The sequence below is a fragment of the Idiomarina sp. 28-8 genome (genome assembly GCF_000320945.2).
Classification (GTDB): Bacteria; Pseudomonadota; Gammaproteobacteria; order Enterobacterales; family Alteromonadaceae; genus Idiomarina; species Idiomarina loihiensis.
The window spans coordinates 77,109-101,121 of the sequence record NZ_DF266790.1; the positions used below are offsets into that span (position 1 = coordinate 77,109).

28 protein-coding genes and 1 pseudogene are annotated in these 24,013 nt (G+C 48.2%); 23 read left to right on the forward strand and 6 right to left on the reverse strand.

Annotated features, from left to right (window positions below; translation table 11 throughout):
* Positions 1–391, forward strand: a pseudogene (gene ispH, locus RJ32_RS15210) (4-hydroxy-3-methylbut-2-enyl diphosphate reductase); the annotation flags it as partial.
* A 5-nt stretch (positions 392–396) separates the two neighbouring features.
* Here ispH and RJ32_RS05135 read toward each other — a convergent pair.
* The 4 genes from RJ32_RS05135 to RJ32_RS05150 are packed head-to-tail and all read right to left on the reverse strand — an operon-like array spanning position 397 to position 1,839.
* Positions 397–741, reverse strand: coding sequence for a type II secretion system protein J (locus tag RJ32_RS05135; RefSeq protein WP_034819765.1), 345 nt, complete (start codon positions 739–741; stop codon positions 397–399).
* Complete coding sequence (locus RJ32_RS05140) at positions 722–916, reverse strand: hypothetical protein (RefSeq protein ID WP_034819768.1); 195 nt, start codon at positions 914–916, stop codon at positions 722–724. Before RJ32_RS05140 ends, RJ32_RS05135 begins: the two co-directional genes overlap by 20 nt.
* Before the next feature lie 12 nt (positions 917–928).
* Positions 929–1,429: a prepilin-type N-terminal cleavage/methylation domain-containing protein gene (locus RJ32_RS05145; RefSeq protein ID WP_034819771.1), complete on the reverse strand. Its 501-nt coding sequence runs from the start codon at positions 1,427–1,429 to the stop codon at positions 929–931.
* Entirely contained in the window at positions 1,423–1,839 is a 417-nt protein-coding gene (locus tag RJ32_RS05150) for a prepilin-type N-terminal cleavage/methylation domain-containing protein (RefSeq protein WP_235598920.1), read from the reverse strand. The genes RJ32_RS05145 and RJ32_RS05150 overlap by 7 nt, the downstream gene beginning before the upstream one ends.
* 167 nt (positions 1,840–2,006) lie before the next feature.
* Between RJ32_RS05150 and flhA the strand changes: the two genes are divergently transcribed.
* Genes flhA through RJ32_RS05210 form a run of 12 tightly spaced genes read left to right on the forward strand, consistent with a single transcriptional unit; the run spans position 2,007 to position 14,306 of the window.
* Complete coding sequence (gene flhA, locus RJ32_RS05155; RefSeq protein ID WP_011234371.1) at positions 2,007–4,160, forward strand: flagellar biosynthesis protein FlhA; 2,154 nt, start codon at positions 2,007–2,009, stop codon at positions 4,158–4,160.
* 12 nt (positions 4,161–4,172) lie between these two features.
* A complete protein-coding gene (flhF, locus tag RJ32_RS05160) occupies positions 4,173–5,507 on the forward strand; it encodes a flagellar biosynthesis protein FlhF (protein WP_034819773.1) in 1,335 nt (444 codons plus the stop codon).
* 56 nt (positions 5,508–5,563) lie between these two features.
* A complete protein-coding gene (locus RJ32_RS05165; protein WP_011234369.1) occupies positions 5,564–6,436 on the forward strand; it encodes a MinD/ParA family protein in 873 nt (290 codons plus the stop codon).
* A complete protein-coding gene (locus tag RJ32_RS05170) occupies positions 6,429–7,154 on the forward strand; it encodes an RNA polymerase sigma factor FliA (protein WP_034819776.1) in 726 nt (241 codons plus the stop codon). The genes RJ32_RS05165 and RJ32_RS05170 overlap by 8 nt, the downstream gene beginning before the upstream one ends.
* Positions 7,155–7,191: 37 nt before the next feature.
* Positions 7,192–7,575: a chemotaxis response regulator CheY gene (gene cheY, locus RJ32_RS05175; RefSeq protein WP_016341317.1), complete on the forward strand. Its 384-nt coding sequence runs from the start codon at positions 7,192–7,194 to the stop codon at positions 7,573–7,575.
* Positions 7,576–7,588: 13 nt separating this feature from the next.
* Complete coding sequence (locus RJ32_RS05180; RefSeq protein ID WP_034819778.1) at positions 7,589–8,338, forward strand: protein phosphatase CheZ; 750 nt, start codon at positions 7,589–7,591, stop codon at positions 8,336–8,338.
* 13 nt (positions 8,339–8,351) lie between these two features.
* On the forward strand, positions 8,352–10,502 hold the full coding sequence (locus RJ32_RS05185) for a chemotaxis protein CheA (protein WP_034819780.1): 2,151 nt from the start codon (positions 8,352–8,354) through the stop codon (positions 10,500–10,502).
* Positions 10,503–10,517: 15 nt separating this feature from the next.
* Positions 10,518–11,678, forward strand: coding sequence for a chemotaxis response regulator protein-glutamate methylesterase (locus RJ32_RS05190; RefSeq protein ID WP_034819783.1), 1,161 nt, complete (start codon positions 10,518–10,520; stop codon positions 11,676–11,678).
* A 12-nt stretch (positions 11,679–11,690) separates the two neighbouring features.
* Positions 11,691–12,467: a ParA family protein gene (locus RJ32_RS05195; RefSeq protein ID WP_034819785.1), complete on the forward strand. Its 777-nt coding sequence runs from the start codon at positions 11,691–11,693 to the stop codon at positions 12,465–12,467.
* Between the two features lie 3 nt (positions 12,468–12,470).
* Positions 12,471–13,328: a chemotaxis protein CheW gene (locus RJ32_RS05200; RefSeq protein ID WP_034819788.1), complete on the forward strand. Its 858-nt coding sequence runs from the start codon at positions 12,471–12,473 to the stop codon at positions 13,326–13,328.
* A gap of 21 nt (positions 13,329–13,349) precedes the next feature.
* Positions 13,350–13,853: a chemotaxis protein CheW gene (locus RJ32_RS05205; protein ID WP_011234361.1), complete on the forward strand. Its 504-nt coding sequence runs from the start codon at positions 13,350–13,352 to the stop codon at positions 13,851–13,853.
* Positions 13,854–14,306, forward strand: coding sequence for a DUF2802 domain-containing protein (locus RJ32_RS05210; protein WP_034819790.1), 453 nt, complete (start codon positions 13,854–13,856; stop codon positions 14,304–14,306).
* 6 nt (positions 14,307–14,312) lie between these two features.
* Here RJ32_RS05210 and RJ32_RS05215 read toward each other — a convergent pair whose 3' ends face one another.
* Positions 14,313–14,594: an EscU/YscU/HrcU family type III secretion system export apparatus switch protein gene (locus RJ32_RS05215; RefSeq protein ID WP_011234359.1), complete on the reverse strand. Its 282-nt coding sequence runs from the start codon at positions 14,592–14,594 to the stop codon at positions 14,313–14,315.
* Positions 14,591–16,228 carry a flagellar hook-length control protein FliK gene (locus tag RJ32_RS05220; protein ID WP_034819793.1) on the reverse strand — a complete coding sequence of 546 codons (1,638 nt, stop codon included), beginning with the start codon at positions 16,226–16,228 and terminating at the stop codon, positions 14,591–14,593. The genes RJ32_RS05215 and RJ32_RS05220 overlap by 4 nt, the downstream gene beginning before the upstream one ends.
* A gap of 78 nt (positions 16,229–16,306) precedes the next feature.
* On the opposite strand from RJ32_RS05220, the gene ccmA reads away from it, so the two are divergent.
* From ccmA to RJ32_RS05270, 10 genes are read left to right on the forward strand one after another with little or no spacing between them, the layout of a single operon-like run.
* Positions 16,307–16,963, forward strand: a complete 657-nt coding sequence (gene ccmA / locus RJ32_RS05225) for a cytochrome c biogenesis heme-transporting ATPase CcmA (protein ID WP_034819795.1) — start codon at positions 16,307–16,309, stop codon at positions 16,961–16,963.
* Positions 16,960–17,643, forward strand: coding sequence for a heme exporter protein CcmB (ccmB, locus tag RJ32_RS05230; protein WP_034819798.1), 684 nt, complete (start codon positions 16,960–16,962; stop codon positions 17,641–17,643). The genes ccmA and ccmB overlap by 4 nt, the downstream gene beginning before the upstream one ends.
* A 1-nt stretch (position 17,644) precedes the next feature.
* The gene (locus RJ32_RS05235; protein ID WP_034819801.1) at positions 17,645–18,382 is read left to right on the forward strand and encodes a heme ABC transporter permease; all 738 of its coding nucleotides are present in this window, start codon (positions 17,645–17,647) and stop codon (positions 18,380–18,382) included.
* On the forward strand, positions 18,382–18,612 hold the full coding sequence (gene ccmD / locus RJ32_RS05240; RefSeq protein WP_011234354.1) for a heme exporter protein CcmD: 231 nt from the start codon (positions 18,382–18,384) through the stop codon (positions 18,610–18,612). Before RJ32_RS05235 ends, ccmD begins: the two co-directional genes overlap by 1 nt.
* On the forward strand, positions 18,596–19,078 hold the full coding sequence (ccmE, locus tag RJ32_RS05245) for a cytochrome c maturation protein CcmE (RefSeq protein ID WP_034819803.1): 483 nt from the start codon (positions 18,596–18,598) through the stop codon (positions 19,076–19,078). Before ccmD ends, ccmE begins: the two co-directional genes overlap by 17 nt.
* Entirely contained in the window at positions 19,075–21,030 is a 1,956-nt protein-coding gene (locus tag RJ32_RS05250; RefSeq protein ID WP_034819805.1) for a heme lyase CcmF/NrfE family subunit, read from the forward strand. The genes ccmE and RJ32_RS05250 overlap by 4 nt, the downstream gene beginning before the upstream one ends.
* Positions 21,023–21,571 (forward strand): DsbE family thiol:disulfide interchange protein, encoded by a 549-nt coding sequence (locus RJ32_RS05255; protein WP_034819807.1) that lies wholly within the window; start codon positions 21,023–21,025, stop codon positions 21,569–21,571. Before RJ32_RS05250 ends, RJ32_RS05255 begins: the two co-directional genes overlap by 8 nt.
* Positions 21,568–22,029: a cytochrome c-type biogenesis protein gene (locus RJ32_RS05260; protein WP_034819809.1), complete on the forward strand. Its 462-nt coding sequence runs from the start codon at positions 21,568–21,570 to the stop codon at positions 22,027–22,029. The genes RJ32_RS05255 and RJ32_RS05260 overlap by 4 nt, the downstream gene beginning before the upstream one ends.
* On the forward strand, positions 22,022–23,230 hold the full coding sequence (ccmI, locus tag RJ32_RS05265) for a c-type cytochrome biogenesis protein CcmI (protein ID WP_034819811.1): 1,209 nt from the start codon (positions 22,022–22,024) through the stop codon (positions 23,228–23,230). The genes RJ32_RS05260 and ccmI overlap by 8 nt, the downstream gene beginning before the upstream one ends.
* On the forward strand, positions 23,227–23,985 hold the full coding sequence (locus RJ32_RS05270; RefSeq protein WP_034819813.1) for a VacJ family lipoprotein: 759 nt from the start codon (positions 23,227–23,229) through the stop codon (positions 23,983–23,985). Before ccmI ends, RJ32_RS05270 begins: the two co-directional genes overlap by 4 nt.
* Positions 23,986–24,013: the final 28 nt, after the last annotated feature.

Consider the following 24,013-nt stretch of genomic DNA (forward strand, 5'->3'; position numbering starts at 1 on the left):
CCCAGAGATAAACGGGCCACGCAAAGACGATATATGCTATGCCACTCAAAACCGTCAGGATGCGGTACGCGAATTAGCCAGCGACGCTGATGTCATGTTGGTGGTGGGCGCGCGCAACAGCTCAAACTCAAACCGCTTACGCGAGCTTTCCGAGAAAATGGGAACCCCGGCATACCTAATTGATGACGCCAGCTGTATTGATAAAGCCTGGTTAGAAGGGCATGAGAAGGTCGCAGTCACCGCTGGCGCTTCTGCACCTGAAGTTCTGGTCAAAGAAGTGATTGCTAAGCTACAGGAATGGGGCGGTAAAACCGCAGTAGAACTAAGCGGGCGCGAAGAGAATATTACCTTTTCAATTCCACCAGAGCTAAGGCCGCACCCGGTAGGTTAAACTGGTTATCGGGAAAGCCAGAATGTCTGGGCGAGCTCGTTATCATTTCCCCAGTAAACGGTTACCTCGATGGTCGCGTTGAACTGATCTATAGGGGTTAACTCTGCTGTTAAATGAAGCTGCCCTGTTTCCTTTGATAGTTTTGGATTATTGCCTTGAGTCCACGTTTGTTGAGCCTCACTTAAATAAGTCATCAAAACCTCCACAGCCTTTGCTTTTGTGTGGGCATGGTCAATCGCCGATAATCCAACCTGTAAAAGCCGCAGGCTACTGACGGACCAAAGAGCTACTAGTGCAGCTCCGACCAACACTTCAACCAGAGAAAAGCCTTTATTCTTGTGACAGTTCATAAGCCCTGCGCTCTGCTTCGAAATCTTGCTGAAGTTGTTGAGAAAGTTGTAGCCATTGATGATGTTGCTGAGCCTCTGTCATTTGCGCGTAGAAAAGCAGTGCAGCTAAACTGGCCGAGCTCAAACTTATAAGTGTTACTAAGGTGAGTATCAGAGCGAATCCTTTCGCGTTCATAGTAAGCTCCATTTAGTTAACCAGAGGAGTGATTGTTCGTTTGAAAACATGTGCCTGAGCATTGTGAGTAACGGTAAAAGTTACAACGAGTTTTGATAGCCCACTACCAGATTCCGGAGCGTAAGAGTCAGCAGTAAATTGCGTGACTTTGAATTGAGACTTATCGGTTAGGGATTGCCAGCCATACCCGGCGCAATCGAGAGTCATTGAGTTATGCTGTAGCTGTTCATTCCTGACCCTGAAGCCGACCGAGCCTCCATTTTGCTGAGGAAACAAATAGCAATTGCTCTGAGGGTTTGAAATTTGCGTTGCGGCGGTATTTTTTAAGGTTTCAAAAAACTGATTTGCGACTGACTGAGCACTTAATAGTAAATTGACCTGTATTAGCTTACGGTGTTGCACTCCTGTTTGCCATTGCATTTGCTGCTGTGCTGCCAGAACAATTATTGCGCCAATAGCCGAAGCTATAAGAACTTCTACTAAACTACTGCCGCGCTCAGAAACTATTAACATGGGGGGATTCCCGGAAGTGAGTCACCTTCACTTAAGCACAAACGAATACGAGCGACACTGCTGATGATGACTTTTATATGTCGGCTTTTACCTATTAGTTTGATATGCCCGGGTGTCGCGGCAGATGACTCTCCATAAAAAGTAAGCGACGCGGAAGAACTGTAAGTGTATTCGGTTTGAATACCTGAGGTTTGCGAGTTACGGCTAAATGTAATTAAGTCGATTTCAACAGATTCCTTATTCGCTATGGACCTGGCTTTTACCAGCTGCAAATAAGACAGCCAGCGGCTGGCCTCTTTTTGAAGCAACAAAGACTCTGTCTGTTGAGTAAATATTGGCAGGGCAGAAGCACCAAGCACCGCACTGACAGCCAATGCCACGACCAATTCCATAAGAGAGTAACCGCGCATAAAAACACATTATTTTGAAGAAGAGCAACGAGTATAGAAGTTGTTTAAGCTTTGTCTGTAAGCCCCAACTGAAGCGAATGTAAGATAACCTCCGAATAAAACGAAAGCTGGCTCGATTCTTGAATAAAACACCGCAGGTTCAACTTTTTGACGCAACAGGAAGACGTATGGCGGGCGGTGCCGAAAAGTTAGTAAATTTTAGAAATTTCACGCAGAACAATGCGCATCTGATCAAAGGTTTTGGAACGCCGTTGGCCATTATGGCCATTCTGGCGATGATTGTTTTGCCAATTCCGGCTGTGGTGCTGGATGTTCTCTTTTCATTTTCAATTACTTTGTCACTGGTAGTTATGCTGGTGGCGGTTTATACCCAACGTCCGCTGGATTTCGCCGCTTTTCCTACCGTTTTGCTTATTGCTACGGTACTACGCTTAAGCCTTAACGTTGCCTCTACGCGTATTGTTTTATTAGAAGGGCATAACGGGCCAGGTGCTGCAGGCTCTGTTATTGAAGCTTTTGGTAGCGTGGTCATAGGTGGTAACTACACTGTCGGCCTGGTGGTGTTCGCCATCCTGGTTATTATCAACTTTGTGGTTATCACCAAAGGTGCCGGCCGTATTTCAGAAGTAACCGCTCGCTTCACCCTTGACGCTATGCCTGGTAAACAAATGGCCATTGACGCTGACCTTAACGCGGGCCTAATTAACCAGGAAGAAGCCAAAGCACGACGCAGCGATGTAACCCGTGAGGCTGACTTCTACGGCTCCATGGATGGTGCCAGTAAGTTCGTAAAAGGGGATGCCATAGCCGGTATCCTTATTCTCTTTATTAACATTATCGGTGGTCTGCTCATTGGTATGATCCAGTACGGTCTGACCTTCAATGAGGCAGTGGAAGTTTATACGCTGTTAACCATTGGTGATGGCCTGGTAGCACAAATTCCGTCATTGTTACTGTCAGTTGCGACAGCCATTATCATTACTCGTGAAAATAACAGCCAGGACATGGGCGATGCAGTTGTTCTGCAATTGCTCGATAACCCTAAGGTTTTGGTCATTACCAGCGCGGTATTGTTTGCCATGGGGGTTATTCCCGGTATGCCGCATTTTGCCTTTTTAAGCATGTCTGCGGTGTTAGCCGGCGCGGCTTACTTTAAACTTAAGAAAACCAAGACTGAAGAAGGCGAACTGGTTGAAAAAGAACAGGAGCAGCAAGTTCAGCAGGCGCAACAAAAAGAGCTCAGCTGGGATGACGTACGCCACGTTGACACTATAGGTCTGGAAGTTGGTTATCGCTTAATTCCTTTGGTGGATAAGCAGCAGGGCGGTGAATTGCTGTCACGCATTAAAGGTGTACGTAAGAAGCAATCTCAGGAGTTTGGTTTTCTTGTTCCGGCCGTACATATTCGGGACAACCTCGATTTAGGCCCCAACAGTTACCGCATTACTCTTATGGGTGTGACCATGGGTGAAGCTGAAATTCGTCATGACTGGGAGATGGCGATTAACCCGGGTCAGGTATTCGGTGAGCTGGACGGTGAGAAGACAAAAGATCCGGCCTTTGGCCTGGATGCTGTCTGGATCCGTCCTGAGCAACGCGAGCACGCTCAAACTCTGGGTTATACCGTGGTTGACGCTGCAACTGTAGTCGCTACTCACTTAAGTCAGATTGTAACCAACCATGCATCTCAGCTGCTGGGCCACGAAGAAGCACAAGAATTGCTGGATCGTCTGGGGCGTACTCATCCTAAGCTGGTTGAGGGGCTGATTCCGGATCTATTGTCACTGGGCAACTTTGTGAAAGTACTGCAGAACTTACTGGACGAAGGCATCGCGATCCGTGACATGCGCACCATTGTACAAACTTTGGTTGAGTATGCAGGACGTAGCCAGGACCCAGAAGTACTGACGGCTGCAGTCAGAATTTCACTGCGCCGGTTAATTGTTCAGGACATTGCTGAAGGGGCGGCGGAATTGCCTGTCATAACTTTGGCACCAGAGTTGGAACAGATGTTGCATCAATCATTGCAAATGGCTGGTAATGACGGAAATCAGCAAGGCGCCGGAATCGAACCTGGTTTGGCCGAACGCCTGCAACAGTCATTACGCGAAGTGCATCAGCAGCAGGAAATGAATGGTGAACCTTCAGTACTGCTGACCTCCGGGCTTCTGCGGTCAACCATGGCGCGATTTGCGCGTCACGCTACCGATGGTATGCGCGTGTTGTCCTATCAGGAAGTACCGGATGATAAACAAATTCGCATTGTCAGCTCAATTGGTGGACAACAAAACGGTGGTGAACAAACCGCCACACAAGAGTAACGGGAGTCGCTTGTGAAGATTAAACGCTTTTTTGCCGAAGATATGCGCCGTGGATTGCAACAGGTTAAAGAAACCTTAGGTCCGGATGCGATTATCCTGTCCAATAAGAAAGTAAACGGTGGTATTGAGCTGGTTGCAGCCATTGACCCCGATGCGCAACAGGCACAGCCAATGGCTGAGCAGGCCCCAAATGAGCCGGCTGCGTCAAAGACACCGGAAGTGCCGGCTGAGTCTTTGCAAGAGCTGTTGCAACGTCAGGCACAGGTTGCACAGCCCGCACAGCGCACTGCTGCGCAAGCGACTACTGAACCGGCACAACGGCCAGAGCCGAAAGCCGAGCCACAAGAATTTAACGCTTCTCAACTCAGCGACGATATTTTTCCTGAACAAATAAACGCACCAGCAGCAGACGACTCCCAGGCTATTGCTGAACTGCGCTCTCAGGTCAATGGTATTCGCCAATTGCTGGAACACCAGTTAAGTGGTTTGATGAAACAAGAAATGGATCGTGAAGAACCAACCCGCTCTATGCTGATGAACCGGTTAATGGATATGGGTTTGAGCGAGCGAGTTGCCGATCAGATTGCCTGTTTTATTCCTGAAGGCGGATCAGATGACGAAGCCTGGGAACAGACTCTACATTTATTAGAAGGTCAGTTGAATACGACCTCTGACGACATTTTGACGCGCGGTGGAGCGGTTGCTTTAGTCGGCCCTACCGGTGTCGGTAAAACCACGACCATTGCGAAGTTAGCCGCTCGTTATGCGCAACGCCATGGTGCCGATAAAGTGGCTTTAATTACCACCGACACCTTTCGTATTGGTGCCAGTGAACAATTACAAACCTATGGTCGTATCATAGGGTGTCCGGTCAAAGTGGCAAAAAATGCACAGGAACTGGCAGATGCATTACTTGCGCTACGTCAAAAAAGTCTTATTTTGATTGATACGGCAGGCATGGGTCAACGCGACAAGCGTTTGAACGAACAGTTAAGCCAGCTTATTCAGAATTCACGATTGCGGATTCGTCCTTACCTGGTGTTGTCTGCAACATCACAAAGCCAGGTGCTGATGGATGCTGTTAAGCAATTTAAAGCACTGCCTTTGTCTGGCTGTATTTTCACTAAGTTGGACGAATGCTTAAGTTTAGGTGAGAGTATCAGCGTAGCTATAGAACATGGCTTACCGGTTGGTTATTTAACAAATGGCCAGCAAGTGCCTGAAGACATTCGGGTAGCGGATGCGAACTTTATGGTTGCCGAGGCCGAGCGCCTGCTTGATAAAAGCATTTGTTCCTCAGTGTCAGACGTGCCAAAATCGTACTGGAATGAGGCGTTTTCTCGCTGAATGAGTCAATATAATATGAAGCTGTTATCAATCTAGTCAGAAAAGAGATACGCCCGATGGATCAAGCAAGCGGTCTGCGAAGAATGAAACAATCGAAAGTAAAAGTTATTGCGGTAACTGGTGGTAAAGGCGGCGTTGGGAAAACCAACGTGTCGCTGAATATGGCTATCGCAATGGCAAAGCAGGGCAAACGAGTATTAGTGCTGGATGCCGACTTAGGTCTGGCTAACGTCGATGTTATGTTAGGCCTGCGGGTTGAGCGCAACCTGTCTCATGTGTTGAGTGGGCAGTGCGAGTTAGAGGATATTCTGATTGAAGGCCCGGCGGGAATCAAAATTGTTCCGGCAACATCGGGAACGCGCTCTATGGTGGACTTGAGCGAATCTGAACACGCCGGGTTAATTAGAGCCTTCAGCCAGCTTCAGGGGAACTATGACGTATTAATTGTCGATACTGCAGCGGGTATTGGTAATACCGTTGTCAGCTTTGCCAGAGCATCACAGGATGTTTTATTAGTGGTTTGTGATGAACCCACATCAATTACTGATGCATATGCACTGATAAAAGTATTGAGCCGGGAGCAGGGCCTGTTTAAATTCAAGGTGGTTGCCAATATGGTACGAAATCTGCGCGACGGACAAGTATTGTTCAATAAATTAACTAAAGTAACCGATCGGTTTTTAGACGTTGCTTTAGAGCTTGCCGCGATTATACCTTTTGATGACAACTTGCGTTTAGCTGTTAGAAAACAACAACCTATGGTACTGGCTTACCCAAAATCGCCGGCTTCTTTAGCGATAAAAGCTTTGGCTAAGAAAGCCATTGACTGGCCTGTTCCGGCTCAAGCCGGCGGGCATTTAGAATTTTTTCTTGAACAATTGATAACTTCTGCCGATAACGAGAGTAAGCGGGATGTTGCCAATGAATAAAGCTGCCGTTTATGCCGCCACTGCTGACAATCGAAATGCTATTATTGAACAGCATACCGGGCTGGTTAAGCGTATTGCACACCATATGATGGCTAGACTTCCAGCCAGTGTGCAAGTGGATGATTTGATCCAGGCAGGCATGATTGGCTTATTAGAAGCTGCGCGTAACTTTGATAACAGTAAAGGCGCCAGTTTCGAAACCTTTGCCGGCATTCGCATTCGTGGTGCTATGTTGGACGAAATTCGTCGTGGTGACTGGGCTCCGCGCTCGGTTCATCGTAATCATCGACGCGTACTGGAAGCCATTCGTCAGGTTGAAAATGAAACCGGACGCGATGCAAAAGACACGGAAGTGGCCGCAAAGCTGAATATGGGTATGGATGAATATCATCATATTTTGCGGGATGTCAGCACGGGACGAATTGTTGGTATTGAAGATCTTGGTGTATCAGAAGATGCTATCATGCCAGAGCAGGTAACGGGTTCAGCTTATGAACCACAAAGAGATGTTGAAAATGCTGCGTTTCATAAAGCGTTGGTTTCGACAATATCTTCGTTACCAGAACGTGAAGCTTTGGTGCTTTCGTTGTATTATGACGAAGAATTGAATTTAAAAGAGATAGGTGAAGTGCTGAGCGTGAGTGAATCACGAGTCAGTCAAATTCACAGTCAGGCAATGTTGCGACTGAAGTCGCGAATGCAAAATTGGGTTGAATAAACTTTGGTTGTAATCGAGAGCCTCAGTGGAGGGTGCTTTGGATAAAAATATGAAAATTCTCGTTGTGGACGACTTTTCTACAATGAGACGAATCATTAAGAACTTACTTCGTGATCTTGGCTTTACCAATATACAGGAAGCCGATGACGGTAATACCGCATTGCCCATGTTGCAGAACGGTGATTTCGACTTTGTCGTAACCGACTGGAATATGCCGGGTATGCAGGGAATCGACTTGCTGCGTGAAATTCGCAAAGACGATAATCTGGCTCATTTACCGGTGTTAATGGTAACGGCGGAAGCCAAACGAGAGCAGATCATTATGGCAGCTCAAGCTGGAGTAAATGGTTACATTGTAAAACCATTTACAGCCGTAACGTTGAAAGAAAAGCTCGACAAGATTTTCGAACGAATCAGCTAAAGGGCGAACGACTATGTCTGATAACGCCCATGATATTTCTCTGGAGCAAGCCAAGGAATTAGTAGCCTTGCTGGAAGACGGGAAACAGCAGCAGGCTAACCAATTACTGGAAGATGTTTACAACCGTCGTAATGACAAGTTGTTTACCTCTGTAGGCCAGTTAACAAGAGACCTCCACGAAGCGCTCCAGGACTTTCAGGTTGACCCTCGCATTGTGCAAATGACGCAGGATGATCTTCCGGACGCGCAAAATCGTCTGCTGTATGTCATTGAAAAAACTGAAGACGCCGCGAACCGCACCATGGATGCTGTAGAAGCCTGTCTGCCACTCGCAGACGATATGCATCATCGTGTCGAGAAAGTGATGCCGGCCTGGAACCGGTTAATGAGCAACGATATTCAGTTAAATGAATTCAAGTCTTTATGTCATGAGGTCGATGACGTACTTAAGCGCTGTGGTGAAAATATGCCTCAAGTGCATGGGTTAATGACTGAAGTGCTTATGGCGCAAGATTTTCAGGATATTACCGGGCAAGTTATTCGTCGGGTTATTCAATTGGTCGAAGACGTTGAAAAGAACTTGATTGAATTGCTGAAGATATTTGGTAAAGAAGAAGAACGTCGTAACGCGGAAAAAGCAGGGTCTGCGCCTAAGAAAGATGCAGCCCATGCCGAAGGCCCAATTATCGATGCTGATCAACGCGATGACGTGGTTGGCGGACAAGACGAAGTGGACGATTTGTTGTCCAGTTTAGGTTTCTAGGAGCATCAGTCGCATGAGCTTTGATATGGACGAAGACATTCTGCAGGATTTTTTGATCGAGGCTGGAGAGATCCTCGAGCAACTGTCTGAACAGCTAGTTGAACTGGAAAATGATCCGCAAAACAAAGACCTGTTAAATGCTATTTTCCGTGGCTTTCATACGGTTAAAGGTGGTGCCGGGTTCCTGTCGTTGGGAGCTCTGGTTGATACCTGTCATGGTGCGGAAAACGTATTCGATACCCTGCGTAATGGTCAACGTACTGTCACTTCCGACTTGATGGACGTGATTCTTCAGTCTTTGGATACTATCAATACTCAGTTTGCGCAGGTGCGCGCTAAAGAAGATCCTGAAGCAGCTTCACCCGAGTTACTGGAATTATTGCATAAGTTAAGTGAACCAGAGTCTGAGGACGAAGAACCTATAGAGGTTCCAAAAGACGAACCTGCCGCGGAAACAGCTCCGGAACCAGAACCTGCAGCTGAAGAAAGCAGCAGCGAGAGCATTGACGAAATTCAGGACGATGAGTTTGAAGCTTTGCTGGACGAGTTGCATGGTGAAGGCAAAGGTCCCGGAAAAGAAGATAAGCCAGCGGCGTCCAAACCCAAGGTAAATGAAGACAGTGATGAAATTTCAGATGATGAATTTGAGTCATTACTGGATGAACTTCATGGTAGCGGGAAAGCGCCTCAAAGTGCTGAGAAAAAACAAGAAAAGCAGAAAGAGCCCGCAAAAGACGACGAGATTACAGACGACGAATTTGAATCCTTGCTGGACGAGTTGCATGGCAGTGGCAAAGCACCGACACCGAAAGGTGATAAGTCGGCTAACGAGCCTGCGCCGGAAAAAACTGAACCCAAAGCGCAGCCAAAACCTGCGGCAAAGCCAGCATCTAAGCCAGAAGCTAAGCCAGAGCCGAAATCAGAGCCTAAAGCGAAACCAGCAGCGGCTCAGTCTGCAGATAAAAAGCCAGCTGCACCAGCGCCTGCTCCAGTTGAAACTACTGTGCGGGTTGATACCAAGCGCTTAGACGAAATTATGAATATGGTCGGTGAGCTGGTACTGGTCAGAAACCGTCTGTTGAGCCTGAGTAATTCTGACGAGTCAGACAGTGCTGAAATGGGCAAAGCTATTTCCAACCTGGATGTTGTCACTGGTGACTTGCAGGGCGCAGTGATGAAAACCCGGATGCAGCCAATTAAGAAAGTGTTCGGTCGTTTCCCCCGGGTTGTCCGTGACCTGGCTCGTAGCCTGAAGAAAGAAATTAATCTTGAGATGTACGGTGAAGAAACCGATTTAGATAAGAACTTAGTTGAGGCGTTGGCCGATCCTTTGGTGCATTTGGTTCGTAACTCTGTTGACCATGGTATCGAAATGCCGGATGAGCGTGAAGCAAATGGTAAGTCGCGCTCAGGAACCGTTACTTTATCGGCGTCTCAGGAAGGCGACCATATTATGCTGTCGATTAAAGACGATGGTGCCGGTATGGACGCTGAAAAACTGAGAGGTATTGCCGTTAAAAAAGGCATTATGGACGCAGACTCCGCTGCACGGTTAAGCGATGAAGATGCTTATAACTTGATTTTCGCGGCAGGTTTCTCGACCAAAGAACAAGTTTCGGATATTTCCGGTCGTGGTGTTGGCATGGATGTGGTTAAGACCAAAATCAGTCAGCTCAACGGTAGCGTTAAAATTAATTCAGAGTTAGGTAAAGGTACTGAGCTCTTGATTAAAGTGCCACTGACTCTGGCAATATTGCCGACGCTGATGGTGGCCGTAAAAGATCAGACTTTTGCTTTGCCGCTTGCTGTTGTCAGCGAAATTATCGACCTGGATATGAAGCGCACCAATACCGTAGACGGTCAGTTGACTCTCATTGTACGTAACCGGGCGATTCCGTTGTTCTTCCTGGAAAAATGGCTAGTCCGTAACCATGATGGTTCAAGTCGTAAAGAACAAGGCCATGTAGTGGTTGTGCAAATTGGTAACCAACAAGTTGGCTTTGTGGTGAACGCACTGATTGGTCAGGAAGAAGTGGTTATAAAACCCTTAGATAAGTTACTGCAGGGTACGCCAGGAATGGCCGGAGCAACAATTACCAGCGATGGTGGTATTGCTCTGATAGTTGATGTGCCCAGCATGCTTAAGTATTACGCCAAAAGATAACGGGACAAACCGTTCATGACTGTAAAAGTTCTCGTGGTAGACGACTCGGCGTTTTTCAGGCGCCGGGTAACTGAGATTTTAGAAGACAATACCAACATTAAAGTGATTGGTAGTGCGAATAATGGCGAAGAAGCGGTAGAGCAAAGCCGGACCCTTAAGCCGGACGTTATTACCATGGACATTGAGATGCCGGTAATGAACGGTATTGATGCGGTTAAAGCCATTATGAGCAGCAATCCTTGTCCTATTTTGATGTTCAGCTCGCTGACTCATGAGGGGGCGACAGCAACGCTGAACGCACTCGAGGCGGGAGCCGCGGACTTTCTGCCGAAGAAATTTGAAGATATCGCCCGTAACCGCGACGAGGCAGTCAAAACTCTGCAGGATCGCGTTTTAGCGATTGCGAGGCAGCCGGTAAGTCGAACGTCTGCGCGGCCATCAACACCGCCGCCTGTTGCGAAGCAGTCCGAACGTCCGTCAGAACCGGCTACGGCGCTGGATCGTATCCGGCAACGCAATAATGAACTGCAAAGTCAGCGTGAAAGTGATGCGCGGACAGCGACATCGGCTGGCGCATTAACAATAAACCGGGCTTATCAATTACTGGCGATAGGAACTTCAACCGGCGGCCCTGTCGCATTGCAAAAAATACTCACTCAATTGCCCGGCAATTTTCCTTACCCTATTGTTATGGTCCAACACATGCCTGCGGCTTTTACCAAGGCCTTTTCACAGCGTCTGGATGGTCTGTGTCAGGTGCATGTTAAAGAAGCCGAAGACGGTGATGTGCTAAAAGCCGGAACCGCGTATTTAGCGCCAGGTGGCAAACAGATGATGGTTGAAGGCCGCCCGGGTAGCGCAAGACTAAGAATAAAAGATGACACTAGCGGGCGCATTACTTATAAGCCGAGTGTCGATTTAACCTTTGCCAGCTTATCGAAAACCTATATGGGCAAAGTGCTGGGCGTGATTTTAACCGGCATGGGAGCAGACGGGCGTGATGGCTCACGTATGCTGAAAGACCAGGGCGCGACTATCTGGGCTCAGGATCAGGCTAGCTGCGTTGTATACGGAATGCCACAGGCGGTTGCCCAGGCGGGCATTTCAACCCGCAGTATCAGCCTCGAAGGAATGGCCAAGGCTATTATGAAAGAAGTCGGTTACAGCGGCTTATAGCAGGATGAGTGAATGATCGTATGGACGGTAGCTAATCAAAAAGGCGGGGTCGGCAAGACCACCACAACCGTTGCGCTGGCAGGCCTATTGGCTGAACAGGGTAAGCGAGTCCTTTGTATTGATACTGATCCCCATGCGTCATTAACCTATTATTTTGGCATTGATTCGGAGTCGCTGGAGTCCGGTTCCTTTGATGTCTTCAGTGCTGGTAAAGCTGTAACTGCTGATTTGATGCGCCGCAGTATTTTGTCTACCCAGTTTAAGCATCTGAGTGTTATGCCTGCCACTATGGCACTGGCTACGCTGGACCGTAAACTTGGTACTCAGGACGGCATGGGGCTGGTCTTAAAACGTGGCCTGGCAATGGTCGCTGATGATTTCGACTATGTCCTTATTGATGTGCCGCCGGTGCTGGGCGTTCTTATGGTCAATGCACTTGCCTGTTGCCAGAGAGTATTGATTCCGGTTCAAACTGAGTTTTTAGCGCTAAAAGGGTTAGAGCGCATGATGCGAACCTTAACACTAATACATAAGTCTCGCGGTGAGAATTACGCTTATACGATTATCCCGACACTTTATGACAAGCGAACCAATGCGTCTTTGCAAACGTATAAGAAGCTCATTGCACGTTATGGTCGCTCGGTCTGGAATGGCATGATCCCAATAGATACGAAATTCCGCGATGCCTCTAATGAGCAGCTCACGCCTTCTGCTTATGCACCGAAATCGCGAGGGGTGTTGGCTTACCAGTCATTATTAACTAATTTGAAGCAGCTGGAAGAGCGTTGATTTATGACGACTAAACGCGATAACAGTGAAGCCGCTATGGCAGAATACCTCAACGCTTTACTGCTTGAGGAAGAAACGGTTGAGTTTGACAATGAACCGGTTAAACGGCTGTTAGAGCAAGCGGCACCGAAAATTCAGGCGGTTGCTGAGGAAGAAACGGTTAGCTTAAACCGTGAACAGGATTTATTACCTTTAGTTTCTGCAAAAGCGGACGATAGCTATAAAGAACCAGAGGTTGAAACGGTTACGGAAACAGAAGTTGAAACAGAAGCTGTTGACCTGACAACCACTGAGACAGACATTGATACGGAAGTACATACTGACACCGAAACAGAAGTGGAGACTGAAGTTGTTGAGGTTTCTGAACCTCCAGCGGAGCCACTTCCCGATGCGATGTCAGAGTATATGGAACAGGACTTTCAGGCATTATTTTTTAAAGTGGCAGGTTTAACTCTGGCCGTGCCGCTAAAAAGCTTAGGGGGCATCCATCAACTGGGCAAAATTAGTCCGCTGATGGGAAAACCTAAGTGGTTCCGCGGTATTATGACCGAGCGTGACAATAAACTGCAGGTGGTTGATACGGCTCGTTGGGTCATGCCGGAAAAATGTACGCCGGAGCTGGAAGAGAGTTTAGATTATCAGTATCTAATTACTTTGAATGACAGCCCATGGGGACTGTTGTGTGAAGAATTAGTGACCAGTGAACCTTTGCAGCCGCAATCGATTCAGTGGCGTAAGGAATCAAATAATAAGCGACCCTGGCTTGCCGGGGTTGTCCGTGACAGAATGTGTGCATTGCTGGATGTTAACGCATTGATTACACTTCTGGATAAAGGTCTGGGACATATCCAGCAAGATTAATAACGCATGGCGGAGTAAGAGATGAGTAAAGACAATCGCGCTATCAAGAATGAAACTGACGTTGATGGGAATGACGAAGTTCTGCAGTGGGTAACTTTCCAGCTGGAACAGGAAACTTACGGTATCAATGTAATGCAGGTTCAGGAAGTGCTGCGCTACAGCGAAATTGCTCCCGTACCCGGCGCACCCAGTTACGTACTAGGTATTATCAATTTGCGCGGTAACGTGGTTACAGTTATTGATACGCGCCTTCGCTTTGGCTTGCAGACGACCGAAGTCACTGACAATTCACGTATTGTGATCATTGAGTCTGAACAGCAGGTTATTGGCATACTGGTCGATAGTGTTGCCGAGGTGGTTTACCTGAAAACCTCTGAAATTGATAGCGCTCCGAATGTGGGTACTGACGAGAGTGCCCGCTTTATTCAGGGGGTAAGTAACCGAGATGATGAACTCTTGATTCTGGTTGACCTGGATAAAATGCTCACCGATGAAGAGTGGGATGAAATTTCCCGTCTGAGCTAAATGATGACGAACTGGTTATTTGCTATTTCAGCGCTGGCTCTTGGGCTGGCGCTTATTGCTTTAGTCGCGGTGGTTATTACCTCGCGGCGGCAAGCCGAACTCATTGAACGTCAGCAGCAGCGCTTGCTCATGCTGACCGAAACTGCCAGTGAAGTGTTATCCTTACGTGATCAGTTCAAACAGCAACCCTCTGAAGCACCCTCGAAGAAAGATTTTGCTCAGCAGCAAGTGGTTGCTCAGTTGCAACAGCAAGTTGCGCAGCTAAACGAGGAGCAACAGCAGTTACAGCAAAGGTTGCAAGAAGTTGCGGAGCAGGATCCGGGTAGTAAGCTTTATCAGCGCGCAGCTAAGTTAGTGGCGAGTGGAGCCAGTGTTGAAGAACTGATGCAGGAATGTGATTTGCCTCAGGCTGAGGCTGAGTTATTAACCTCGTTGCATAAAAAAGGCGCATAAACCGGTTTAACCCTCCTCCCATTGTCTTGGGAATTTGCCATCCAGTAAGTACGCGAAAGCGATAATTTCTGCAATAATAATGTACAGCTCGCGTGGAATTTCATCGCCGACATTCAGTTTGGCAAGCGAATCGGACAGCAAAGGATCTTCATGGACTAAAACGCCATGCTCTTTTGCAACGGCAATAATTTCTTCAGCAAGTTCGTCAAACCCCCGGGCTATGACTTTGGGCGCATTAAAACCGTCGTAAGACAAACCTATCGCTTGTTTTTCTTTCTTGTCACTCATACTGTCACCCGAATAATACCGCTATGCTGCTGCGCCAGGTTGTCCGGAATTTTACCTTGCTGAACCCGAAGCTTAACGCTGTTAACCTCCAGTTCGGCAAGCCTTTTTTCAAGCTTTTCGACATTACTCTCAACCACCTTTTGCGCCGCTTTCGTTTCGGTATAGAAGTCAACCGATGACCCTTGTGGGTGGTAGCGACCTTTAACCAGCAAAGGTCCGGTACTTTCCAGTTCAAAGCGTAGGGTAAATAACCATAAGGTGCGTTCACCCTCTCCTTTATTGTTACTTTCGCGTTCACTGCGAATAAGCAGTTCATGCTGCTGTGGCTTCTGCGTATCAGCGGGTAACAGAATGTAATATTCCGGTTGTTGAGGAGGAGAGTCCTGTAACCTTGCCTGACTGCTCTGCGCTGAGTTAAGAATACCGGTAAAGAGCTGTAATAGTCGCTGCAACTGTTGCTGCGGTAATTGTTGCAACAGGGAATTAATGCGCTCGCGCACTTCGCCTGCATTTTCGGGGCCAGGGTTAAGCACCTGCTGAATAAAGGCCTGAGTAAACTGATTTGGTGAGGTTCTCGCTGCTGAACTATTGCTGGTCGTTTCCGGATGCTGCTGCATTGCCAGCCCCAGCAGCGTCATTAGCATTTGCCCTAAACCTCCCATTTGCTGGCTGGGTTGAGCGCTGACCGGGCGTGCCGCAAACCAGTCGCTGACCCAGCTCTGCAATGCCTGGGGGCGTTGCATGGCATCCGGTGTTGGCATTTGCTGAAGTACTCTGACTAAAAGCTGTTGTAAGGCCTTAGGTGGCGACTGCAAGGCTTCTCTTGCTGCTTCTGCTGATAATCGCGCCGTTGGCTGCTGAACGCTTTCAACCGTGCCTGTCGATGAGGGCGAAGGCCGCAGGCTTTGCGGTATAAAGTTCTGCAATGCCTGTTGAAATTGTTTGGGTGTTATTTGCTGAGCCTGTTTTATTGCTAACCCGGTAGCCGTTGGTATCGACACTTTTTGCGTTGGTGAGGGCTGGGCAGCGGTGTTTGGTTGATTCACTGGCGGGTTAACTGACTGGGTACCTGGCTTTGCTGTGATCGGCTGTTGCGGTGTCGGTTGCACCGTAGCAACCCGACCTTGCTCAACAAAGGCTTTAATCAATTTGGGCGGCAGTTGGGTTACCGGCACCTCTGCCACAGCCACTGGCTTCGTTGCACCAGTGCTAAGAGCTACACGAACTATCGGTTGTTTGGGATCAGGTTGAGTTATTGTCAGCTGCAATTTCGTTGTCGCCGTTAATGGCGGCTGAATATTTTTGGGTGGGTTAGGCCATTGCCAGTTGTTGCCCTGAATACGAGCTGGTTGCTGGCCTTTTGCGGGCTCAAAAGTTACCGGTAAACTGATCTGGACCAATAATTGGGCGAGTAACCGGGTTGTATTTGCCTGATTCAGCGGGCCCGCATTTATCGAAGGTGTCGAAAGATTGCCCTGTTGCGGAGCCTGAGTTGTGGCTGCGGCTGAATTGCCACCAGAGGCGGAGCCGCTGAAAATACGCATTAGACTGGACAATTGCTGCTGCTCGGCACGAGCTAAAGTTCGTTCCGGAGAAGCCATCATTTGTTGTAACAGTTGCTTAATATCAGCCATGCGCTTTACCTAATTTTTATGGTAGAATCTTGGGCATTTGCGTCAGCTTACCAGTAAGGTTCCGGTTGTAAAATCCGCATGACACAAGTTGCTTCCACCAACAGCCCACTATTGCACGCAGAGCAGCTAAGCTCAATCCGTGGCGGGCGAGTATTATTTGAAAATCTCGACTTTTCAGTGAGTGCGGGCCAGCTGTGGCAGGTTAGCGGACCTAATGGTGCCGGAAAATCGTCGTTACTGCGAATTCTTACCGGACTGCTGGAGCCTTCCAACGGTGTTGTTTCTTTTGACGGTCAGCCGCTGAATCAGAACTGGTCGGAATACTGTCAGCAGTTACTGTTTATTGGGCACAAAGCCGCGGTCAAAGGCGAGTTAAGCGCGCTTGAGAACTTTCACTGGCAGCAACAGTTATCCTCGGTGCAAGACGTTGATGCCTGGGAGTTACTCGAGAAGCTCGGACTGCTGGGCTTAGAAGATGAATTAACCACGCGACTGTCTGCAGGCCAACAACGCCGAGTTGCATTAACCCGTTTATGGGCGACGCAGGCTTCGTTGTGGATACTAGACGAGCCCTTTACCGCGTTGGATGTGCAGGGAATAGCTTTATTACAGCAACGCTTTGTCGAGCATTTAGCTGCAGGTGGCACCATTATTTTCACCTCGCATCAGTCGCTGACTTTGTCAGGTTTAACGCCTGAAAAACTGTCTCTGGAATACCGGGGCGAGGTGCTATGAGTCAGCTTTCGAACAGACAAACCTGGTTAACTCTTCTGAAGCGGGATCTAAGAATAGCCGCACGGCGACGTAGCGATGCCTTAAACCCTCTGCTCTTTTTATTAATGGTTGTGACGTTGTTTCCGCTGGGCATTGGCCCCGGTCCCGATATTTTGGCTCGTATTGCCCCCGGAATTATTTGGGTAGCCGCTTTACTTGCCAGCTTGCTGGGGCTTGAACGTTTGTTTCGCGATGATTTTCAGGACGGCACCCTGGAACAGTTGTGTTTATTGCCGCAGCCTCTGGCCTTTACGGTTACAGCGAAAATGATGGCGCATTGGTTGTTAAGTGGGTTACCGCTGGTTATTCTGTCGCCCGTTCTGGCTTTGCTGTTGAGTTTACCATTACAGGGGTGGTGGCCACTGGCGCTAACTTTGTTGCTGGGAACTCCGGCATTAAGTGCGTTGGGAGCTATTGGTGCGGCATTAACTCTGCAGGTTCAGCGTGGAAGTTCGCTGGTCAGTTTAATTTTAATCCCGCTTTTTATTCCCTTATTGATATTTGCCACGGCAGCAGTCGAAAATGCCTCAATGGGGCTTGCAGTTCATGGTCAGTTAGCGATACTGGCGGCAATTTCAGTTTTAACCGTAACATTGGCTCCGCTGGCTGTAGCAGCTGGCATTAGAATGAGTGTGAATTGATATGTGGCGATGGTTACATCCGTACGCAAAACCCGAAGCAACTTATAATCTGTTGCAAAAGCTGCTGCCATGGTTTGTGGCATTAACACTTGTAACCCTTATTACCGGCGTAATTTGGGGACTGGCATTTGCTCCGGGAGATTATCAGCAAGGTGACAGTTACCGAATTATTTTCCTGCATGTACCGGCGGCAATTTTCTCTATGGGGGCTTATATGGGTATGGCCATCATGGGAGCCATTGCACTCATCTGGCAGATTAAGACCGCAGAGTGGGCTATTCCGGCAATTGCGCCTGTCGGGGCGGCACTAACCATTGTTGCCTTATTAACCGGGGCTATTTGGGGCAAACCCATGTGGGGCACCTGGTGGGTGTGGGATGCAAGGCTGACTTCTGAACTGATTTTGCTATTTCTTTATGTCGGCGTTATGGCTTTGTATTTTGCTTTCGATGACGCCAGAACCGGTGCCAAGGCCGCGGCTATTTTATCTTTAGTGGGGGTTATCAATTTGCCCATCATCCATTTTTCGGTGGAATGGTGGAACACTCTGCATCAGGGCGCGACCATTACCAAGTTTGAACGACCTTCGATAGCGGCCAGTATGTTAATTCCGTTATTAATCTGTCTGGTCGGCTTTGCGTTTTTAACCGTATCCTTAGTGATGATGCGGTTAAAAAATGAGATACTAAGACACGAATTACACCGCCCCTGGGCACAGCAACGGCTGGAGCAAGACTAATGGCTTTTGATAGTTTTACTGACTTCGTCGCTATGGGTGGTTACGGACTTTATGTTTGGTTGTCATTCTTTTTGAGTTTTGTTGTTCTTGCCGGAGTTGCGTTAGAAACTTTATTGGCAAAACGACAGTTGGTTAAGAAAAGCCGGCAGTTACAACAGCGTCAACAGCGCTTAGCCAGACGCACAGCCAACCGTGCAGCAGTAGGAGACGGTAATGAACCCAAGACGTAAACAACGCTTAACCTGGGTCGCTATTTTAGTGATTGGGGTTTCGGTAGCAACGGGACTGATGTTGTATGCTTTAAGCCAAAGTATCGATCTGTTTTATACCCCCACTGAGCTGGTTGAAGGTAAGGGCAAGGATAAACAAAAGCCTCAGGTTGGCCAGCGAATGCGAGTTGGCGGCATGGTGGTTGAAGGTTCAGTAGAGCGCAACAGAGAAACTCTGGAAGTTTCTTTTAAAGTCACAGATATCGGGCCTGAAGTTACCGTGTTATATCAGGGGATTTTGCCGGACTTATTCCGCGAGGGGCAAGGCATTGTCGCTCAGGGTGAACTGATTGAGCCTACCGTGTTAAAAGCCAGTGAAGTTCTGGCTAAGCACGACGAAGAATATATGCCGCCGGAATTGGCAGAGCAGATGAAAGGCATCAAACATGTAAACCCAAATACAGTTGAAGAAGGTGAAGGGCAATGATTGCTGAAGCAGGACATCTTGCCATAGCCATTGCGCTGGCTTTTTCTGTACTACTGGCGGTTTATCCTTTATGGGGTGCGGCAAAAGGCAACGGCGGCATGATGGCATTAGCCCGGCCGTTTGCTTACGGGCAGTTTTTCTTTACTGCTATTGCTTTTGCTTTATTAGTCTGGGGCTTTGTCAGCAACGACTTTAGTATCGCTTATGTTGCGGCAAACTCGAATACTCAGCTGCCAGTTGCGTATAGAGTGACGGCTGTCTGGGGCTCACATGAAGGCTCTTTTCTTCTATGGATGCTAATGCAGGCAGGTTGGATAGCGGCAGTCGCGATATTCTCCCGCTCAATGCCATTGCCGATGATAGCCCGAGTACTTGCTATTCTGGGCCTGGTCAGTATTGGCTTCTATTTGTTTATGCTAACGGTTTCGAATCCGTTTGACCGGAGCTTGCCGTTAATACCGGTGGACGGGCGCGACCTTAATCCACTACTACAAGATCCCGGCATGATCATTCATCCGCCGTTGCTGTATATGGGCTACGTAGGGTTCTCCGTCGCTTTCGCTTTTGCCATTGCTGCTTTATTGTCCGGCAAGCTTGATGCTGCCTGGGCACGCTGGTCGCGGCCCTGGACTCTCGCTGCATGGATTTTCCTGACCCTGGGTATAGCCATTGGTAGCTGGTGGGCATATTACGAACTTGGCTGGGGTGGCTGGTGGTTCTGGGACCCGGTTGAAAACGCGAGCTTTATGCCATGGCTGGTAGGAACGGCATTACTGCATTCCCTTGCCGTAACCGAAAAACGGGGCAGTTTTAAGTCCTGGACAGTATTGCTGGCTATATCAGCTTTCAGTTTAAGCTTGCTGGGCACCTTTTTGGTGCGTTCTGGTGTTTTGGTTTCGGTGCACGCGTTTGCATCCGACCCAACCCGCGGCTTGTTTATTCTGATACTGCTGGGGCTGGTTGTCGGTGGCTCGCTTATTTTGTATGGCCTGCGTGCAGGCAAAATGCAAAGTTACAGCCGTTATGAACTGCTGTCACGAGAAGTTATGCTGCTGGGTAACAATGTCTTATTAATGGCTGCCATGGTGGTTGTGTTCCTGGGAACCATGTTACCTCTGGTTCATAAAGAGATCGGTCTGGGTACCATTTCTATTGGTGAACCCTTCTTCAATGGAATTTATAGCTGGCTGGTTATCCCGTTTGCATTAATGCTGGGCCTTGGTCCTTTAATGCGTTGGCGCAGACAAGCTATGAAACCACTTCTGAAACCACTGGCCTTAGCACTTTCTTTGGCGCTGATTCTGGCTTACACCCTTCCTAAGATTTGGGCAGACGAATTACCTGCATTAGTGGTTATCGCTCTGTTTCTGGCATTTTGGGTGGCTCTGGCTACATTGACCGAAGTGCAGCAAACAGTAAAACAACAGAAACAGGGCTGGGCCGGGCTGACCAAAATATCGGGTAGCCACTGGGGAATGGTTCTGGGGCATTTAGGTTTTGCGGTAACGCTCATTGGTATTACGCTGGTTTCAAATTATGAACAGGAACGTGATATTGCGCTTGCTCCGGGGCAATCGGTTGAAGTTATCGGTTATAAAGTGGCGTTCGAAAGCCTGCAGCATCGGGAAGGACCTAACTACGATGCCGACGAGGGATTATTTACGGTTTACAAGGACGGGCAGAAAGTAACGCAATTAACCAGCGATAAACGTTTTTACCGGGTACAACGCACCAGTATGACGGAAGTAGGACTGGATGCGAGCTTACTGCGCGATATCTATATTGCTATGGGCGAGCCGCTGGATGATGAAACCTGGGCCATTCGTTTCTATATCAAGCCTTTTGTCCGCTGGATTTGGCTGGGTGCTATTATTATGGCAATAGGTGGTGCCATGGCATTGGCCGACAAACGGTATCGGAAGCGCGGTAAAAAGGAGATAACCAATGACTAAGTTTCGTTGGTTGATCCTATTTGGTCCGCTGATTTTATTCGCTGGTTTGGTGGTCTTTTTACTTAAAGGCCTTGGCAGCGATCCGACCGAGCTGGATTCAGCACTGATAAATGAGCCCGTACCCCAGTTTAAGGCACGCGATTTGTACGAAACCGAGGTAACTTACGACCAGTCGGTGTTACACGAGGGCCCGCTGCTGCTTAACGTATGGGCGACCTGGTGTCCTACCTGCCGCGCCGAGCACGAGTTTCTCAATGAGTTAGCATCAAGAGATGTGCCTATTGTGGGTCTCAATTATAAAGACGACTCCCGGGAAAAGGCCGTTAACTGGCTGAATACGCTGGGTGACCCCTATATCGTTAATTTATTCGACCCGAAAGGCGAGGTTGCGTTTGAATTTGGTGTTTATGGCGCACCAGAAACTTATTTTATTGACCATAAAGGGGTAATACGTTACCGCCATGTGGGTGACGTGAATGAACGCAACTGGTCAAATAAACTGCAAGGCATATACCAGCAATTGCTGGAGGAGGCCGAATGATCCGCTCATTGCTAGTGACTGTTGCCGCTGTGTTTGTATTGATTTCTGCAGCGTCGGCAGAAAATGAAAACAGTTATCAGTTTGATAATGAACAACAGCGTGCAACCTACCAACAGCTGACCAAAGAGCTGCGTTGCCCTAAGTGTCAGAATCAAAATATTGCTGACTCTAATGCGCCTTTAGCTGAAGATATGCGGGACCGTAGCTATCAGATGCTAAAAGAGGGCAAGTCACGGGAAGAAATTATCCAGTTTATGGTCGCCCGTTATGGTGATTTTGTGCATTACCAGCCACCTTTTACAACGGTCACCAGTGTTCTTTGGTGGGGGCCTTTGCTGATTGTTGTTATTGGTATTGGCGTTGCCATTGGCTTAACCCGCAAGAAAAAAGCGGCAGTTGAATTAACACCAGAAGAACGTGAACGTTTACAGCAATTGAGGAAGTCGGGCGATGAGTAGTTTATGGTTACTAATGGTGTTGATGTTGCTCGTTGCTGTGGTATTCGTATTTCTGGCTACAGGAAAGCAGCGCCGTTATCAGAGACGTCAGGATGAGAATCAGCGCTGGTATGAACAACGCCTTTCAGAGCTTGAAGATGAGCGCTCTCAACATGGGCTGCCGGAAGAAGATTATCAGCATGCAAAGCAGGAGCTGGATAAGACCTTTCTGAATGACAGTCAGGACGTTGAAGAAAGCGTTACCTGGCGTCGGGCCCCGCTTATTGTGCCAATTGTATTATTGGTGGTGATGTCAGCAGGGCTTTACTGGGCTTTTGGTAGCTGGCAGTTGCAACTGCAGGCGGAAGATGCGCGCAAACAGTTGCCGGAGTTAGGAAAAACCCTTTTGCAGCAACAGAACCAGCAGGCCAGCCGCGAAGACTTAAATACCTTTGCGTTGGGTTTACGGCAAAAGCTGATGCGGGAACCAGATGACGCAGTTGCCTGGTGGATTTATGCTGGATTAATGGTTGATCTGGGAGCCGCTGAAGACGCCGATGAAGCTTTTCAAAAAGCCCTGGAGCTTGAGCCTGACAGAGTAAACACCTTAGTCAGTTACAGCCGGTTTTTATTAATGTCCGGAACAGAAGGCGGGCAGCCTAAAGCGGCTCGCATGCTAGCCCATGCACTGCAGCAGGAACCTGACAATATCGAAGCCTTGTCATTACTGGGGTTTGTGGCCTTCGAGCGTCAGGACTGGGAGCAGGCTATTAATGCGTGGCAATTATTAAAAGAGCGTTTACCGGAAAGTTCCAGTAGATACCAGGCGGTTGTTAATGCACTGGAAAACGCAAAAAGCCAGCAGGAAAATGCTGAGATTCAATTACAGGTTACTGTCGAAATAAGTGACAATATGCGCTATCATTTACCTGCTGACGGTACAGTTTTTGTTTATGTCACAGGTTCTGAACAGCCCATGCCGGCCGCGGTTGTACGCCAGCCTGTCAGTGAGTTCCCCATTACGGTAACCTTATCGAATAATAATGCTATGTTACCGGACTACAAGTTGAGTGACCTCGACGAGTGGTTGGTGCATGCGCGTATTTCGCAAGATGAGAAAATCGATCGCCAGGTGGGTGATCTGGAAGCTGAGACTGTCGCTATACAAGCTGACGGATCAACTGAATTAACTTTGACTTTATCGACCCGGATTGACGAATGAAAAAATATGGTTTTTTAATACTACTTTCCCTGTTTATGGTTGGGTGTTCATCGACACCTGAAGACCCTTATGCCGATCCACGTGACCCGTTTGAAGATTTTAACCGTGATATGTGGGAATTTAACCGGGATGTTGATAAAGCGGTGCTAAAACCAGCCGCTGAAACTTACGAATATATTCCTCAGCCAATTCGTTCATCGTTATACAATGCCGTAGAGAACCTCGATGAGCCCTCGTCTTTTGTAAACAATCTGTTGCAATGGAAAGTGGCCGATGCCGGTATTTCACTGGGACGATTTGTGGTTAACTCGACGGTTGGCCTGGTCGGTCTGTTTGATGTAGCAACCCCAATGGGTCTCACCAGACGTGAAGAAAGCTTTGGTCAGACATTAGCGGTATGGGGCGTGCCTGAAGGCCCTTATTTAATGTTGCCGCTTTTAGGCCCAACCGTTGTGGTAGACCGGGGTGGTGACTATGCCGACGGTCAGTATTTTCCGTACCCACTGCTGAGCTGGCCGGTAGACGTTGCTCGTTACGCAATAAAAGGTCTGGAAACACGCTTGCGCCTGCGTGATCAGGAGCAAGTACTGGAAAACTCTCTCGACCCTTACTCTTTTGTTAAAGACGTTTATTATCAGCGCTGGCAGGATCAAGTGTTTGATGGTAACCCGCCGATTGAAGAAGAAAACTTTGATGACTTTGACGATGACTTTGACGATGACTTCGACGAAGACTTCGATGATTACGACGAATGAGTCGATGAGTCTTATTGACGATTAGCCA